The 15,228-nt window shown below is 60.6% G+C and carries 18 protein-coding genes; 7 read left to right on the forward strand and 11 right to left on the reverse strand.

The features are described from left to right. Positions 1–49: 49 nt before the first annotated feature. Both erpA and argC read right to left on the reverse strand, forming a co-directional pair. Entirely contained in the window at positions 50–400 is a 351-nt protein-coding gene (erpA, locus tag J3D60_RS18275; RefSeq protein ID WP_003176443.1) for an iron-sulfur cluster insertion protein ErpA, read from the reverse strand. Positions 401–565: 165 nt separating this feature from the next. Then, entirely contained in the window at positions 566–1,600 is a 1,035-nt protein-coding gene (argC, locus tag J3D60_RS18280) for an N-acetyl-gamma-glutamyl-phosphate reductase (RefSeq protein WP_253492259.1), read from the reverse strand. Positions 1,601–1,735: 135 nt separating this feature from the next. Here argC and hemJ point away from each other — a divergent pair, with 135 nt between their 5' ends. From hemJ to coq7, 6 genes are all read left to right on the forward strand, one after another. Beyond that, positions 1,736–2,164 (forward strand): protoporphyrinogen oxidase HemJ, encoded by a 429-nt coding sequence (gene hemJ / locus J3D60_RS18285; protein WP_027605887.1) that lies wholly within the window; start codon positions 1,736–1,738, stop codon positions 2,162–2,164. 23 nt (positions 2,165–2,187) lie between these two features. Then, positions 2,188–3,150, forward strand: a complete 963-nt coding sequence (locus J3D60_RS18290; protein ID WP_253492261.1) for a nitronate monooxygenase family protein — start codon at positions 2,188–2,190, stop codon at positions 3,148–3,150. A 69-nt stretch (positions 3,151–3,219) separates the two neighbouring features. Next, positions 3,220–4,182 carry a DUF805 domain-containing protein gene (locus J3D60_RS18295; protein WP_027605889.1) on the forward strand — a complete coding sequence of 321 codons (963 nt, stop codon included), beginning with the start codon at positions 3,220–3,222 and terminating at the stop codon, positions 4,180–4,182. A gap of 62 nt (positions 4,183–4,244) precedes the next feature. Then, positions 4,245–5,033, forward strand: a complete 789-nt coding sequence (locus tag J3D60_RS18300) for an SDR family oxidoreductase (RefSeq protein ID WP_253492263.1) — start codon at positions 4,245–4,247, stop codon at positions 5,031–5,033. Between the two features lie 46 nt (positions 5,034–5,079). Further along, positions 5,080–5,418: a histidine triad nucleotide-binding protein gene (locus J3D60_RS18305; protein ID WP_047277960.1), complete on the forward strand. Its 339-nt coding sequence runs from the start codon at positions 5,080–5,082 to the stop codon at positions 5,416–5,418. A 117-nt stretch (positions 5,419–5,535) separates the two neighbouring features. Continuing rightward, positions 5,536–6,183: a 2-polyprenyl-3-methyl-6-methoxy-1,4-benzoquinone monooxygenase gene (gene coq7, locus J3D60_RS18310; protein ID WP_027605891.1), complete on the forward strand. Its 648-nt coding sequence runs from the start codon at positions 5,536–5,538 to the stop codon at positions 6,181–6,183. 62 nt (positions 6,184–6,245) lie between these two features. Here coq7 and J3D60_RS18315 read toward each other — a convergent pair whose 3' ends face one another. Then, positions 6,246–6,668, reverse strand: a complete 423-nt coding sequence (locus tag J3D60_RS18315) for an OsmC family protein (RefSeq protein ID WP_253492265.1) — start codon at positions 6,666–6,668, stop codon at positions 6,246–6,248. Positions 6,669–6,912: 244 nt separating this feature from the next. Here J3D60_RS18315 and crp point away from each other — a divergent pair, with 244 nt between their 5' ends. After that, complete coding sequence (crp, locus tag J3D60_RS18320; RefSeq protein ID WP_027605892.1) at positions 6,913–7,557, forward strand: cAMP-activated global transcriptional regulator CRP; 645 nt, start codon at positions 6,913–6,915, stop codon at positions 7,555–7,557. On the opposite strand, the gene J3D60_RS18325 is transcribed toward crp, so the two are convergent. From J3D60_RS18325 to J3D60_RS18360, 8 genes are all read right to left on the reverse strand, one after another. Next, on the reverse strand, positions 7,554–8,249 hold the full coding sequence (locus tag J3D60_RS18325) for a lipoate--protein ligase family protein (protein ID WP_253492267.1): 696 nt from the start codon (positions 8,247–8,249) through the stop codon (positions 7,554–7,556). The genes crp and J3D60_RS18325 overlap by 4 nt on opposite strands. 143 nt (positions 8,250–8,392) lie before the next feature. Continuing rightward, positions 8,393–9,229: an indole-3-glycerol phosphate synthase TrpC gene (gene trpC, locus J3D60_RS18330; protein ID WP_131699139.1), complete on the reverse strand. Its 837-nt coding sequence runs from the start codon at positions 9,227–9,229 to the stop codon at positions 8,393–8,395. Beyond that, positions 9,226–10,275: an anthranilate phosphoribosyltransferase gene (trpD, locus tag J3D60_RS18335; RefSeq protein ID WP_253492269.1), complete on the reverse strand. Its 1,050-nt coding sequence runs from the start codon at positions 10,273–10,275 to the stop codon at positions 9,226–9,228. Before trpD ends, trpC begins: the two co-directional genes overlap by 4 nt. Before the next feature lie 9 nt (positions 10,276–10,284). Next, positions 10,285–10,878, reverse strand: a complete 594-nt coding sequence (locus J3D60_RS18340; RefSeq protein ID WP_065938243.1) for an aminodeoxychorismate/anthranilate synthase component II — start codon at positions 10,876–10,878, stop codon at positions 10,285–10,287. Between the two features lie 10 nt (positions 10,879–10,888). After that, positions 10,889–12,370, reverse strand: a complete 1,482-nt coding sequence (gene trpE / locus J3D60_RS18345; protein WP_065938242.1) for an anthranilate synthase component I — start codon at positions 12,368–12,370, stop codon at positions 10,889–10,891. Between the two features lie 70 nt (positions 12,371–12,440). Next, on the reverse strand, positions 12,441–13,259 hold the full coding sequence (locus J3D60_RS18350) for a phosphoglycolate phosphatase (protein WP_141607441.1): 819 nt from the start codon (positions 13,257–13,259) through the stop codon (positions 12,441–12,443). After that, positions 13,256–13,930 (reverse strand): ribulose-phosphate 3-epimerase, encoded by a 675-nt coding sequence (gene rpe / locus J3D60_RS18355; RefSeq protein ID WP_065938240.1) that lies wholly within the window; start codon positions 13,928–13,930, stop codon positions 13,256–13,258. The genes J3D60_RS18350 and rpe overlap by 4 nt, the downstream gene beginning before the upstream one ends. Positions 13,931–14,014: 84 nt before the next feature. Beyond that, positions 14,015–15,163: an iron-containing alcohol dehydrogenase gene (locus tag J3D60_RS18360; protein WP_065925379.1), complete on the reverse strand. Its 1,149-nt coding sequence runs from the start codon at positions 15,161–15,163 to the stop codon at positions 14,015–14,017. Between the last annotated feature and the right edge of the window lie 65 nt (positions 15,164–15,228).

Genomic DNA, 15,228 nt, shown 5'->3' on the forward strand with positions numbered 1-15,228 from the left:
CCGATCAAAGCCAAGCGGCGTTTTTATTCGTTGTAGATCAGGCTGTCGATCAGATCGAGAACGAAGAGCCGCAACCACAGGTGGTGGTCGCGTTAGGGTTCTTGATCACGAAACGCGAACCCTCCAGACCCTCCTGGTAATCCACCTCGGCGCCTGCCAAGTATTGGAAACTCATCGGGTCCACGACCAGGCTCACGCCCTCGCGCTCAACAATGGTGTCATCGTCCGCCACATCTTCATCGAAGGTGAAACCGTACTGAAACCCTGAACAACCGCCGCCCGTAACGAATACGCGCAGCTTCAAGCGATCATTACCCTCTTCATCGACCAGGCTCTTCACCTTGTGCGCAGCACCGTGGGTAAATTGCAAAGCCGTGGGGGTGAAGGATTCAACGCTCATGCTGATAATCTCCCGGCGTAGCGCCGCCATATGCGTAATGGCAGGCATTATCCGCTTCTCCTAGAAAAGCGGTCAACTATTGTTACGGTATATCAATCTGCATCGCCGCCATTAGAAACACAAAAGGCCCGATCAACGGGCCTTTTGCACACTCTGCCAATCGTCTTAAGGCAGCATGCCGGCGTGGGACAGACCCAGCTTTTCATCCAGGCCAAACAGGATGTTCATGTTCTGCACCGCCTGGCCCGACGCACCCTTGACGAGGTTATCGATCACCGACAACACCACCACCAGGTCACCATCCTGCGGACGATGCACTGCAATCCGGCACACGTTGGCGCCTCGCACGCTGCGGGTTTCCGGATGGCTGCCAGCAGGCATTACATCGACGAACGGCTCGTTGGCATAACGCTTTTCAAACAACGCCTGCAGGTCTACCGAACGATCGACCACGGTGGCGTACAACGTGGAATGAATGCCACGAATCATCGGCGTCAGGTGTGGCACAAAGGTCAGGCCTACGTCTTGGCCGGCAGCGCGCCGCAGCCCCTGACGAATCTCCGGCAGATGGCGATGCCCTTTTACTGCGTAAGCCTTCATGCTTTCCGAAGTCTCGGAGTACAGGGAACCTACCGCTGCTCCACGACCGGCGCCGCTGACACCCGACTTACAGTCTGCGATCAGGCGCGAAGCATCCGCCAGCCCGGCCTCGAGCAACGGCAGAAAGCCCAGTTGCGTCGCCGTCGGATAGCAACCCGGCACGGCGATCAGGCGCGCCTGCTTGATCTGCTCACGATTGACTTCCGGCAGGCCGTACACGGCCTCCTCCAACAGTTCCGGTGCACCGTGAGGCTGGCCGTACCACTTGGCCCATTCGTCGGCGTCTTGCAGGCGGAAGTCCGCCGACAGGTCGATGACCTTGGTGCCAGCGGCCAGCAGTTCGCCAGCCAACGCATGGGCAACGCCATGGGGAGTGGCAAAGAACACCACATCGCAGGCGCCAAGGGTGTTGATGTCCGGAATGCTGAACGCCAGGCCATCGTAGTGGCCTCGCAGGTTCGGGTACATATCGGCCACGGCCAGGCCGGCCTCGGATCGAGAGGTAATGACCACTACCTCAGCTTGCGGATGCTGAGCCAACAGACGCAGCAATTCGACACCGGTGTAACCCGTGCCGCCGACGATACCGACCTTGACCATAAACCTGCCCTCAACGAACCCACTGGAAAGCCGTCGATAATAGGGGCCGTATCGTCCTGCGACAACCGTCAACGTGACGTATGGGCGCATGAGCCACTACTATCTGCGCTACCGTGAACCTGGGAATAACTAAAAATGCTTTATCTATGGGTCAAAGCCTTCCATATCGTCAGCATCGTCTGCTGGTTTGCCGGGCTGTTCTACCTGCCGCGCCTGTTCGTCTACCACGCTCAAAGCGAGGACACTGTCAGCAAGGAACGCTTCAGCGTCATGGAGCGCAAGCTCTACCGCGGCATCATGGGCCCGGCGATGCTGGCCAGCCTGGTGTTCGGTATCTGGCTGATAGCCCTTAACCCCGGCATCTTTCAATCGGGCGCCTGGATCCATGCCAAGTTGACCCTGGTAGTGTTCCTGATTGGCTACCACCATATGTGCGGCGCGCAGGTAAAACGTTTCGCCCGTGGCGAAAACACCCGCAGCCATGTCTTTTATCGCTGGTTCAATGAAGTCCCGGTTCTGATATTGCTGGCTATCGTAATTTTGGTCGTGGTCAAACCGTTCTAACGTCATTACTCGGGGTACCTCCAATGTCGCTGCCCGCTCTGCTTGAACAACGTCTGCACCTGCCCGTGGTGGTAGCGCCGATGTTCCTGATTTCCAATCCGCAATTGGTGCTGGCCTGCTGCCGCAACGGCGTGGTCGGCAGTTTCCCGGCGCTCAACCAGCGCGAGAGCAGTGGCTTCAAGGCCTGGCTGGAGGAAATCGAAGCGGGCCTGGCGCAGCTGGACAATCCTGCGCCCTACGCCGTCAACCTGATCGTGCACAACAGCAACCCTCGCCTTGAGGCTGACCTGGCGATCTGTGTTGAGCAAAAGGTCCCCATCGTCATCACCAGCCTGGGTGCGGTGAAAGAACTGGTAGATGCGGTGCACAGCTATGGCGGCCTGGTGTTTCACGATGTCACTACCCGGCGCCATGCCGAAAAAGCCGCTGAAGCCGGTGTCGACGGCCTGATCGCTGTGGCCGCAGGCGCCGGTGGCCATGCCGGTACCTGGAGCCCGTTTTCGCTGATCGCAGAAATTCGCCAATTCTTCGACAAGACCCTGCTGCTGGCCGGCTGCCTGAACCACGGCCATGAGATACTCGCCGCCCAGTTACTGGGGGCAGACCTGGCGTATTTCGGCACACGCTTTATCGGTACCACCGAAAGCCACGCCCCGGATGCGTATAAAGAGATGCTGCTCACATCACGCGCCGCCGACATCGTGCACACTCCCGCTGTCTCCGGCGTGCCCGCAAGCTTTATGCGCCAGAGCCTGGAAAATGCCGGTTTCGACCTCGCTGCCCTGCAGGGCAAAGGCGAAGTAAACTTCGGCTCCAAGCTCAAACCGCTGAGCGACGAAGCCAAGGCCTGGAAGACCGTATGGTCTGCAGGCCAAGGTGTCGGTGAGATTAATGATTTACCCGGCGTCGATGAACTCGTTGCCCGCCTGGATGCCGAATACCGCAAGGCGCGCGAGCAGGCGACACAGTTGCGCTGGCCACGCTGACCCAACCGCAAGGCCTGCCGATCGAGCAGGCCTGCACTACCCCACTGATTCAGTGACAAGGATGCCCGCATGAGCGACAACCGTTTCAAGATTGTGTTTGATGGGGCCCTGCTCCCGGGTGTCGAAAGCACCACAGCCAAGCTGAACCTGGCTGAACTGTTCAAGAGCACGGTCGAGGACATCGAGAAACTCTTCACCGGCCGCGTTGTTGCACTGAAACGCGACCTGTCCCGCCCCGACGCCGAAACCTACCTCACCGCGCTGAAAAACGCCGGGGTGGACGCACGTATCGAGGCCGAACAGCCCGTAGCCTTCAGCCTTGCCGAAACCCACGAAACAGATTCCAGCGCTGCAGACTTCTCCCGTCCTGCGGCTTCGCCGTACGCACCACCGCGTGCCGCCGTAGGTGAAAGCCTGCCGGAGTACGCCACCCTCAAGGTCTTCACCATCAATGGCCGTATTGGTCGTCTGCGGTACCTGGCATGGACGCTGGTACTGACCGTCGCCATGCTCGTCGCAGCCGGCATCCTCAGTACTGTGGGCTTTGCCATCGCGACCGCGTCACCGACCATAGCCATTATCCTCGGCTCGCTGCTGGGCTTCGCGCTGTTCGTCGCGGTTGTGGTCGTGAGCGTGCAGATCGGCGTGCAGCGCCTGCACGACCTGGGCTGGTCCGGCTGGTTGTACCTGCTGAACCTGGTACCGCTGGTGAACAGTATTTTCCCGCTGCTGCTGTTGGTCATGCCAGGTAACACCGGCGCCAACCAGTACGGCGCACCGCCACCGCGCAACTCCACCGCGGTGAAGGTCCTGGCCTCGCTGTGGCTGGCATTCATTCCGCTGATGCTCATCATCGTGGTGTCGCTGGGCATGAACGGCTACCTGGATCAACTCGAAACCAACGTGGACAGCAGCTACGAGAGCAGCTCCATCACCTCCGATGAAGACGCCGACCAAAGCGTGATCGTCGATGAAGAAGACGCGCAAAGTGCTGACGACGCAGCCGAACCTGTAGACTCTCCAGAACAGTAAAGAAACGTGCCGCGCCTGCGATGCCTCCATCCCAGGTGCGGCGCGTTGCGATGGAGAAAGGCATGACCCGTTACGCTCTGATCACCGGTGCCTCCAGCGGCATCGGCCTGGCTTTGGCCGAAGCCCTGGCCCGTCGCGGCCGCAGCTTGATTCTGGTGGCCCGCCAGCGTGATCAGTTGGAAAGCATTGCAATCGAATTGACCCAACGCTTCGGCGTCGAGGTGCTGTTTCGGGCATGCGACCTGGGCGAGCCATTGCGCTTGTCCGGGTTCCTGCTGGAGCTGGAAGAAGGCGAGCGGCAGATCGATTTGCTGGTGAACTGCGCCGGCATTGGCACCAGCGGGCCATTCCTGGCCCAGGACTGGATGACCGAACAAGACCTCATCGAAGTCAACATTCTCGCCCTTACCCGCATGTGTCACGCCCTGGGCAATACCATGGCGCTGCACGGTGGCGGGCAGATTCTCAACGTCGCCTCGGTCGCCGCGTTCCAACCCGGCCCGTGGATGAGCAGCTACTACGCCAGCAAGGCCTATGTGCTGCATTTCTCCGAAGGCTTGCGCGAAGAACTGAAGACCTGTGGCATCAAGGTCTCGGTGCTTTGCCCCGGTCCTACGCGCACCGCCTTCTTCGGTACGGCGCAGATGGACACCGCCAGACTCGAGCGCAGCGAGCAATTGATGAGCCCGGAAGAAGTGGCGCTCTATACCGTGCGCGCACTGGAAAAGAACAAAGCCATCATTATTCCTGGACGACGTAATCGCTGGCTGGCCTTCAGCCCGCGAGTTAGCCCGCGCTGGCTGACTCGCAAGATCGCCGGTGCGATCAACAAGGCCTATTGCCCGCGCTGATCGCCTGGGTACACTCACCTTGCACTTTCATAATGGAGAAACAGCTGTGGATACTCTGTTCACCAAGATCATCAACAGAGAAATACCCGCGAAGATTATCTACGAAGATGATCAAGTCCTCGCCTTTCACGATATTGCCCCACAGGCGCCGGTACATTTTCTGGTTATCCCGAAGAAACCTATCCGTACATTGAATGACTTGACCGAAGAAGATAAGGCCCTGGCCGGCCATATTCTGTTCACCGCCCAGCGCTTGGCGGTGGAGCAAGGCTGCGAGAAAGGTTTCCGGGTAGTGATGAACTGCAACGAAGAAGGCGGGCAGACTGTTTACCACATCCATATGCATGTGCTGGGTCAGCGCCAGATGAACTGGCCGCCGGGCTGAAATAGCCCGCTACAAGGGTCGCAGCCCAAGGCTGCGACTCCATGCCCTTGACTCAGGGCAAACGCGTTCCTCTCTCTTGCGGTAAACTGGCCGCCGAGATTCTTCCCGGAGGTCAGCATGACTACCCAACGTCACTACTCGCCCATTGACCGTCTGTTGCTGCAAGCCGACATGGCCATGCGCACACTGCTGCCCTTCAGCGGCCAACCGTACCGCCCGTCACCCGCCATCGTGCAGCCTGACGCGCAGATGAGCGAGACCGAGACCCGCCATGTCGCAGGCCTGATGCGTATCAACCACACCGGTGAAGTCTGTGCCCAGGCGCTGTACCAGGGCCAGGCCCTGACCGCCAAGCTGCCGCAGGTGCGCGCAGCCATGGAGCATGCGGCCGAGGAAGAAATTGATCACCTGGCCTGGTGCGAGCAACGTATTCGCCAGTTGGGGAGCCATCCCAGCGTGCTCAACCCGCTGTTCTACGGCTTGTCATTCGGCATCGGCGCGGCTGCCGGCCTGATCAGCGACAAGGTCAGCCTCGGCTTTGTCGCCGCGACGGAACATCAAGTGTGCAAGCACCTGGATGAACATCTGGAGCAACTGCCGGCCGATGACGAAAAGTCCCGGGCGATTCTTGAGCAGATGCGTATCGATGAGGAGCACCACGCCGAAAGTGCATTGGATGCCGGCGGTTTCCGCTTCCCGGCGCCAGTGCGATTCGGCATGAGCCTGCTGGCCAAGGTCATGACCAAAAGCACCTACCGCATCTGACTAAACCTGCGGCTGCAAAAAAGGGCGCTCTCGAAGCGCCCTTTTCTTTTGCCTATTGGCGATCAACCCAATTCGATGATCTCGTAGCCATGGGTGATGGCCACACCGGCCGCGCCGAGCATGATCGACGCCGAGCAGTACTTCTCCGCCGACAGCTCGATGGCGCGCTTGACCTGGGCTTCTTTCAACGCCCGGCCCTTCACCACGAAATGCATGTGGATCTTGGTAAACACCTTGGGATCTTCAGTGGCGCGCTCGGCTTCCAGGAAGGCTTCACAGCTTTCCACGGCCTGGCGGGACTTCTTCAGGATGCTGACCACGTCGAAATTGCTGCAACCGCCCACACCAAGCAGGAGCATTTCCATCGGGCGTACGCCCAGGTTACGGCCACCGGCTTCCGGCGGGCCATCCATGACCACCACATGGCCACTGCCCGACTCACCGAGGAACATGGCTTCGCCCGCCCATTGGATGCGTGCCTTCATCGCCCAGACTCCACTGCTAAAAAAGGGTCGCCAGCTTAGCACAGGGCCCGGGCGCAACCGCGCTTCCCATCAAAGCGATCAATAACGGCGCTGACTCGGAAAATTCGCTAATCGAGTCAGAATGTGTCTGTTAAGCTGGCGCCAAAGGAGTGGCGTATTGCCACCCTTATACAACGTGTATCAATGCCGATACCGCTGAGTACAACAACTCCAACCACCTCGCGCTGCCTTTCGGGATACAACCATGGTTGCTCTTACGCCCATACCCAAGATCAAGAATCTCGACAAGTTGCTGATGCACTGCCAGCGCCGGCGCCACCCCGCCAAGCACAACATCATCTGCGCCGGTGAGCGCTCCGAAACACTGTTTTTCATTATCAAGGGCTCAGTCACCATCCTGATCGAGGATGAAGACGGCCGCGAAATGATCATCGCCTACCTGAACACCGGGGATTTTTTCGGCGAGCTGGGGCTGTTTGAACAAGCAGGCAAGGAGCAGGAGCGCAGCGCCTGGGTGCGGACCAAGGTCGAGTGCGAAGTGGCCGAGATCAGTTACGCAAAGTTTCGCGAACTCGCCCAGCAGGACCCCGACATTCTCTACGCCCTCAGCGGTCAAATCGCCCAGCGCCTGCGAGACACTACGCGCAAGGTTGGCGACCTGGCGTTCTTCGACGTCACCGGTCGTGTGGCCCGTTGTCTGCTGGAGCTGTGCAAGCAGCCCGATGCAATGACTCACCCCGACGGCATGCAGATCAAGATCACACGCCAGGAAATCGGGCGCATTGTCGGTTGTTCACGGGAAATGGTCGGCCGCGTGCTCAAGGATCTTGAAGAGCGCAACCTGGTGCACGTCAAAGGCAAGACGATGGTGGTGTTCGGTACCCGTTAAGCCGGCAGGAAGCTGGCCAGCATCTGACGGTACAAGGTGTCCAGCCGGCTGATTGCGTCCGGCGCGGGGAAGGCTTCGTGCAGGGCAATATGGCTGTCGGCGCGAACCCGTTGCTCCAGGCCGCAGGCTTGGTTGAAGCGGTTGACCGCCGCGATCAGTTCTTCACGATCGTTATCCAGCAACAACGCACCGTGCACCAACCCCACCGGGCGGCCCCCGCTTTGCCGCCAGCGCTGGGCAGTACCGACCATTTTGCGCCCGTTGAGGTTGACGTTGTAACGACCGTCGCAGAATGCACCGTCGATTTCCCCGACGGAGGCATCGCCGCCCAACTCGATAAGTAAATCGCAGATTGGCTGGCATAGACGCTGGTAGCCGGTTTCGATGCGACCTTGATCACCCTCACTGCGCGGCGGAGCGTAGACCAAGGCGATATTGACCGTGGCGCTGGACTGCGGCACCGGTTCGCCGCCCGTTTCGCGCAAGAGCACCGGCCAACCGGCATCCGCAGACACGCGGCTGGCGACATCGAAAGCAGGCAATCGGCTCAAGCGGCGTGGCATCACCAGTGCCTGATCGCTGGGCTGCCAGAACAACAACCCAAACGCCTGCTCACCCGCGCAAACGGCGGCCAACAAGGCTTGCTCGGCGGCAAGGCCTGCTTCAACACGCATCGACGCTGGCTGGATCAATGGGCACCTACCTATCTGAATAAACACAAACCCAAATGTGGGAGGGGGCTTGCCCCCGATAGCGGTGTGTCAGTCAAGGATGCTCCAACTGAATCGCCGCCATCGGGGGCAAGCCCCCTCTCACACGTTGATCGCATTTCAAATCAATCGAGAGTGGAACCACTGACCGCCACGCCACGCTCCGGGAAGAACAGACGCTGCAGTTCCGCCCCCGGGTTCTCGGCACGCATGAAGGTCTCACCCACCAGGAACGAATAAACATCACTGATTTCCATCAGCTCCACATCGGCACGGTTGACGATGCCACTCTCGGTAATCACCAGGCGGTCGCGCGGAATACGCGGCAGCAGGTCGAGGGTGTTTTCCAGGCTGACTTCGAAGGTGTGCAGGTTACGGTTGTTGACCCCCACCAGCGGGGTGTCGAGGGTTTTCAGCGCGCGCTCCAGCTCATCGCCGTCGTGCACTTCCACCAACACATCCAGGCCAACGCTTTTGGCCACGGCCGCCAGCTCGGCCATCTTCACGTCATCCAATGCGGAGACGATCAACAACACACAGTCGGCGCCCAAGGCACGGGCTTCGACGATCTGGTACGGATCGACCATGAAATCCTTGCGGATCACCGGCAACTTGCAGGCCGCGCGGGCCTGCTGCAGGAACAGGTCGGAACCCTGGAAAAAATCGATGTCAGTGAGTACCGACAGGCAAGTCGCCCCACCCTTCTCGTAGCTGACCGCGATTTCCGCCGGTACAAAGTTTTCGCGAATCACGCCTTTGCTCGGCGATGCTTTCTTGATCTCGGCGATCACGGCCGGCTGCTTGAGCTTGGCCTGGGCAATCAGTGCCTTGGCAAATCCACGCGGTGCGTCCGCGGCTTTCGCTTGGGCTTCCAACTCGGCCAGGCTCACACGGGCACGGCGTTCGGCGACTTCTTCAGCCTTGCGGGCCAGGATTTTTTCCAGAACGGTCGGCACACTCATCCTTCATTCTCCATCTTGAATACAGCGGTGAATGCTCCCAGCTCTTCGAGCTTTTCACGAGCCAGACCGGTGTGCAGCGCATCGTGGGCCAATTCGACACCTTCCTTAAGACTATAGGCATGATCGGCTGCGTAAAGTGCCGCGCCAGCATTCAGAACAATCATTTCCGCAGCTTTTTGACCGTTCTCGGTCTTACGACGCCCCAGGGCATCGCGAATCAGCTCCAGGGACGCCGCCGGGCTTTCCACCGCCAGGCCGTGCAGGCTCTGGCTCTTCATGCCCAAGTCTTCAGGTTCGACCCAGTATTCGGTGATCTGGTCATTCTTCAGCTCCGCCACAAACGTTGGCGCCGCCAGGCTGAACTCGTCCAGGCCGTCTTTGGAATGCACCACCAGCACATGCTTGCTACCCATGCGTTGGAGTACTTCAGCCAATGGCCGGCACAGCGCCTGGCTGAACACGCCCACCACCTGGTGCTTCACACCGGCCGGATTCGTAAGCGGGCCGAGCATGTTGAACAGGGTACGCAGGCCAAGGTCCTTGCGCGGGCCGGCAGCGTGCTTCATTGCACCATGATGGGACTGGGCAAACATAAAGCCGATGCCGACGTTGTCGATGCAGCGCGCCACTTGTATCGGCGTGAGGTTCAGGTAGATCCCGGCCGCTTCCAGCAGGTCGGCACTGCCGCTCTTGCCGGACACCGCGCGGTTACCGTGCTTGGCCACGGTGCAGCCCGCCGCCGCCACCACAAAGGAAGAGGCCGTCGAGACGTTGAAGATGTTCGCACCGTCACCGCCGGTGCCGACCACGTCGACCACGCCGTCGAGGGTCTTGAGCTCGACCTTGTCCGCCAGCTCACGCATCACCGATACGGCACCGACGATCTCGTCGATGCTTTCACTCTTCATGCGCATCGCCATCATGAAGGCGCCAATCTGCGCGTCGGTGCATTGACCGGTCATGATTTCGCGCATCACATCGCTCATTTCAGCGGTGCTCAGGTCCAGATGGCCGACGATACGGCTCAGGGCTGTCTTGATATCCATGGAAAGTCCTTAGCGCGTGCCGCCGCTCTGCTTGAGAAAGTTGGCGAACAGCTCGTAACCCTGCTCGGTCAGGATCGATTCAGGGTGAAACTGCACCCCTTCGATATTCAGTGTCTTGTGACGCAGGCCCATGATCTCGTCGACGGTGCCATCTTCCAGTTGGGTCCAGGCGGTCAGCTCCAGGCATTCCGGCAGGGTTTCGCGCTTGACCACCAGCGAGTGGTAGCGAGTCACGGTCACCGGGTTGTTGAGTGCCTGGAATACGCCCAGGTCTTTATGGAATACCGGGCTGGTCTTGCCGTGCATCACCTGGCGCGCGCGCACCACATCACCGCCAAAGGCCTGGCCGATGGATTGATGGCCCAGGCAGACGCCCAGGATCGGCAGCTTGCCGGCGAAGTACTTGATGGCCTCGAGAGAGACACCCGCCTCGGTCGGCGTGCAGGGGCCCGGCGAAACAACGATGCGCTCCGGGTTCAGGGCGGCGATTTCGGCCACGGTCAGTTCGTCGTTGCGAACCACCTTGACCTCGGCGCCCAGCTCCCCCAGGTACTGCACAACGTTGTAGGTAAAGGAGTCGTAGTTATCAATCATCAGCAACATGGGGGAAACCTCAAGAATTAGGGGTCTGTTCAGCCAGCGCTACGGCGCGGAACATCGCGCGGCGCTTGTTCAGGGTTTCTTCCCATTCGAGGGCCGGCACCGAGTCGGCGACAATCCCGCCACCGGCCTGCACGTGCAGCTCCCCGTCCTTGATCACCGCCGTGCGAATCGCAATGGCGGTGTCCATGTTGCCGTTCCAGGCGAAATACCCCACGGCGCCGCCATAGACACCGCGTTTGACCGGCTCCAGTTCGTCGATGATTTCCATCGCACGGATCTTCGGCGCCCCCGACAAAGTGCCCGCCGGCAGAATCGCCCGCAAGGCGTCCATTGCGGTCAGCCCGGCTTTTAACTCGCCGGTGACGTTGGACACGATGTGCATCACATTGGAATAGCGCTCAATGACCATCTTCTCGGTCAACTTCACCGAGCCGATTTCCGAGACACGCCCGGTGTCATTGCGGCCCAGGTCGATCAGCATCAGGTGTTCGGCGATTTCCTTGTCGTCGCTGAGCAGGTCTTCTTCGAGCGCCAGATCCGCTTCTTCGGTCGCGCCACGCGGGCGTGTGCCGGCAATCGGGCGCACGGTGATCAGGTTGTCCTCGACACGCACCAGCACTTCCGGCGAGCTGCCCACTACGTGGAAGTCGCCAAAGTTGAAGAAGTACATGTACGGCGTCGGGTTGAAGCAGCGCAGCGCCCGGTACAGGTCAATGGGCGCAGCCTTGAAATCGATGGACATGCGTTGCGACGGCACCACCTGCATGCAGTCACCGGCGAGGATGTATTCCTTGATGGTGTCGACCGCACGCTCGTAGTCATCCTGGGTAAAGCTGGAGCGGAACACCGGATCAGCCGCCGGCGGACGACTGAGGTCCAGGCCACGACGCGGGGTGATCGGCTGGCGCAGCTTTTCCAGCAGCGCTTCGAGGCTGGCCAGGCCCTGCTCGAAGGCGTCGGCCTGGGACGGGTCGGCGAGCACGATCGCATGCATCTTGCCGGCGAGGTTGTCGAACACCACCACCGCATCGGAGACCATCAGCAGAATGTCCGGCACGCCCAGGGGGTCCGGGTTCGGGCATTTGCCCAGGCGTTTTTCCACATAGCGCACGCAGTCATAGCCGAAGTACCCCACCAGGCCGCCGTTGAAGCGCGGCAGGCCAGGGATGGTCGGCACGTTGTAGCGCGCCTTGAAGGCTTCGACGAAGGCCAGCGGGTCTTCGACGTCATGACTTTCGATCTCGACGCCATCATGGGTGATGCTCACATGATGGTCGTGCACCCGCAACACAGTGCGGCATGGCAGGCCGATGATCGAGTAACGGCCCCATTTCTCGCCGCCCTGTACCGATTCCAGCAGGTAGGAGTTGGGCTGGTCGGCCAGCTTCAGGTAGATCGACAGCGGCGTGTCGAAGTCGGCCAGGGTTTCGCAGGCCAGGGGGATACGGTTATAGCCGGCAGCGGCCAAACGCAGGAATTCTTCGCGGATCATGAGGTGCCTCGTGGCGTGAGGGTCTAACAGTCAGGTATGCAAACGTGCCGCAGGGTGCGGCCAGGATCAGTCAGGCGCGCCAACGCCAGCGGGCCAGGGCCTTGATGACTTTCATCCAGAGTTTGCGAGTGACCACCACGATGGAATTTCCAGAAGGGGACGGATCGATGTCGGGCAACGTTATCTCAGCGCCAGCTCCCAAGCAACCGGGGATTAGCAGTCGCAGGTCATCAATCACCAGCGACGGCGACTCTTCGGCGATCGGACGGCCATGGTTGTAGCCGTAACTCAGGGCCACGCACTGCACGCCAGCCGCTTTCGCCGCCAGCACGTCACTGCGTGAATCGCCGACAAACAGCGACTGGGACGCCGGAATATTGGCCATTTTCATCACGAAAAACAGTGCTGCCGGGTCGGGTTTCTTCTGCGGCAAGGTATCGCCACCAATGATCCAGCGGAAATAACGGCCGATTTTCATCTGGTCCAACAGCGGCGCGACAAAGCGCTCCGGCTTGTTGGTGATCAGGGCCATTTCCACGCCCTGCTTGCTCAGCCATTTGAGGGTGTCGCGTACGCCGGGGTAGACCACGGTCAGTTCGTGGCTGCGCTCATAGGCTGCGTTGAACAGCTCCAGGGCGTGCTCGGCCTCAACCTCATCGACACCGTCGGCATCGATGTGATTGGCCAGGGCCCGGCGCACCAGCATCGGCGCGCCATTGCCGACCCATTCGCGTACCGACGCAAGCCCCGCCGGCTTGCGTCCCAGCTTGAGCAGCATCTCGTCCACCGCCGCCGCCAGGTCTGGCACCGAGTCGATCAAGGTACCGTCCAGATCGAACATCACCAGCCGTGGCAGTTTGCCGGGGAACAGCTGCTCAAAGCCGCTCATGGACGCGCCAGCGCCAATTCGGCGCGCATCCTGGCGATGACTTCCTGATAGTCCGGGGCGTTGAAGATCGCCGAGCCGGCCACGAAGGTGTCGGCGCCGGCAGCCGCGATTTCACGGATATTGTTGACGTTGACCCCACCGTCGATTTCCAGGCGGATGTCACGGCCCGACGCATCGATCAGCGCACGGGCTTCACGCAGCTTGTCGAGGGTACCGGGGATGAACTTCTGCCCGCCGAAGCCCGGGTTGACGCTCATCAGCAGCACCATGTCGACCTTGTCCATCACGTACTTGAGCACGTCCAGCGGGGTGGCCGGGTTGAACACCAGGCCGGCCTTGCAACCGCCCTCGCGGATCAGTTGCAAGGTGCGGTCGACGTGCAGCGAGGCTTCCGGGTGGAAGGTGATATAGGTCGCGCCGGCGTCAACGAAGTCACCGATGATGCGATCCACCGGGCTGACCATCAGGTGCGCATCAATCGGCGCGGTGATGCCGTACTTGCGCAGCGCCGCGCAGACCATCGGACCGATGGTCAGGTTGGGCACGTAGTGGTTGTCCATGACATCGAAGTGCACGAAGTCGGCACCGGCGGCCAACACCTTGTCCACTTCTTCACCCAGGCGGGCGAAATCGGCGGAGAGAATCGATGGAGCAATAACGAAGGGCTGCATGACGCACCTTTTTTGAGCTAAATCACGATGGCGCGCATTGTATACCTCATGCTTTGCCCTGCGCACCGTGACCTAACTCAACGGCTAGTACGCCGCCCGATAGATTTTCTCGATATCGGCCGCGCTGAGCTTGCGCGGGTTGTTACGCATCAGGCGCTCGATACCCGCCGCTTCCGTGGCCATGGCCGGGATGGCGTCCTCGGGAACCCCGAAACTGCGCAGGCCGGAAGGAATCTCCACGGCGGCACACAATCGCGTCATCGCCTCGACCGCCTGGTCGGCGGCATCGTTGACACTCAGGCCGCTGACATTCACGCCCATGGCCTGGGCAATGTCCTGCATGCGCTCGACACAGGCCAGTTTGTTCCAGTGCATCACGTAGGGCAGCAACAACGCATTGCTGACGCCATGGGCGATATTGAACCGCCCACCCAACGGGTAGGCCAACGCATGTACGGCGCCCACCCCGGCATTGCCGAAGGCCATGCCGGCCATCAGGCTGGCGGTGGCCATATCGTCGCGGGCCTGCAGGTTGGCCGGGTTGGCGTAGGCCTTGGGCAGCGCCTTGGCGATCAGCTTGATCGCTCCAATGGCCAGGGCATCCGTGATCGGCGAGGCGTTCAGGGAAAGGTAGGACTCAATGGCATGCACCAGCGCATCCACGCCACTGGCGGCGGTGACACTGCGCGGGCAGGTCAGGGTCATTTGCGGGCTGATCAGCGCGACGTCCGGCAGCAGGTAGTCGCTGACGATGCCTTTCTTCAACTGCGCGACCTTGTCGGAGAGGATCGCCACATTGGTCACTTCCGAGCCGGTGCCGGCCGTGGTCGGGATGGCGATCAGCGGCGGGCCCTTGCGCGGCACCTGGTCGACGCCAAATAAGTCCGCCAGGGCGCCGTGGTAACCGGCATAGGCGGCAACGCTTTTGGCAATATCGATGGCACTGCCGCCCCCCAGGCCGATCAGGCCGTCGTGGCCGCCGTCTCGATAGGCCTGCATGCAGTCTTCGACGATGGAGATTTCCGGGTCGGGCAGCACGCGGTCGAAAATCTCGTAAGGGCGCTCACCCAGGTGTTCGAGTGCCAGCGCCACCGTGCCGGACTTGACCAGCGCCGCATCGGTGACAATCAACGGGTTATCCACATCCAGGCGCGTCAGCTCGGCGGCAAGTTGCTCAATGGCGCCAGCGCCGGTCAGCAGTTTGTGGGCGATCTTGAATGAGGAAGTACTCATGTGCGCGGCCTCTTATCGGTGATGGGCTGGCACAAGAGTAGCTGACTGGATCGGGTTGTCTTCCA

Origin of the sequence: Pseudomonas sp. S3E17, from assembly GCF_024168685.1 — a bacterium.
In the GTDB taxonomy this organism is placed as follows: Bacteria; Pseudomonadota; Gammaproteobacteria; order Pseudomonadales; family Pseudomonadaceae; genus Aquipseudomonas; species Aquipseudomonas marginalis.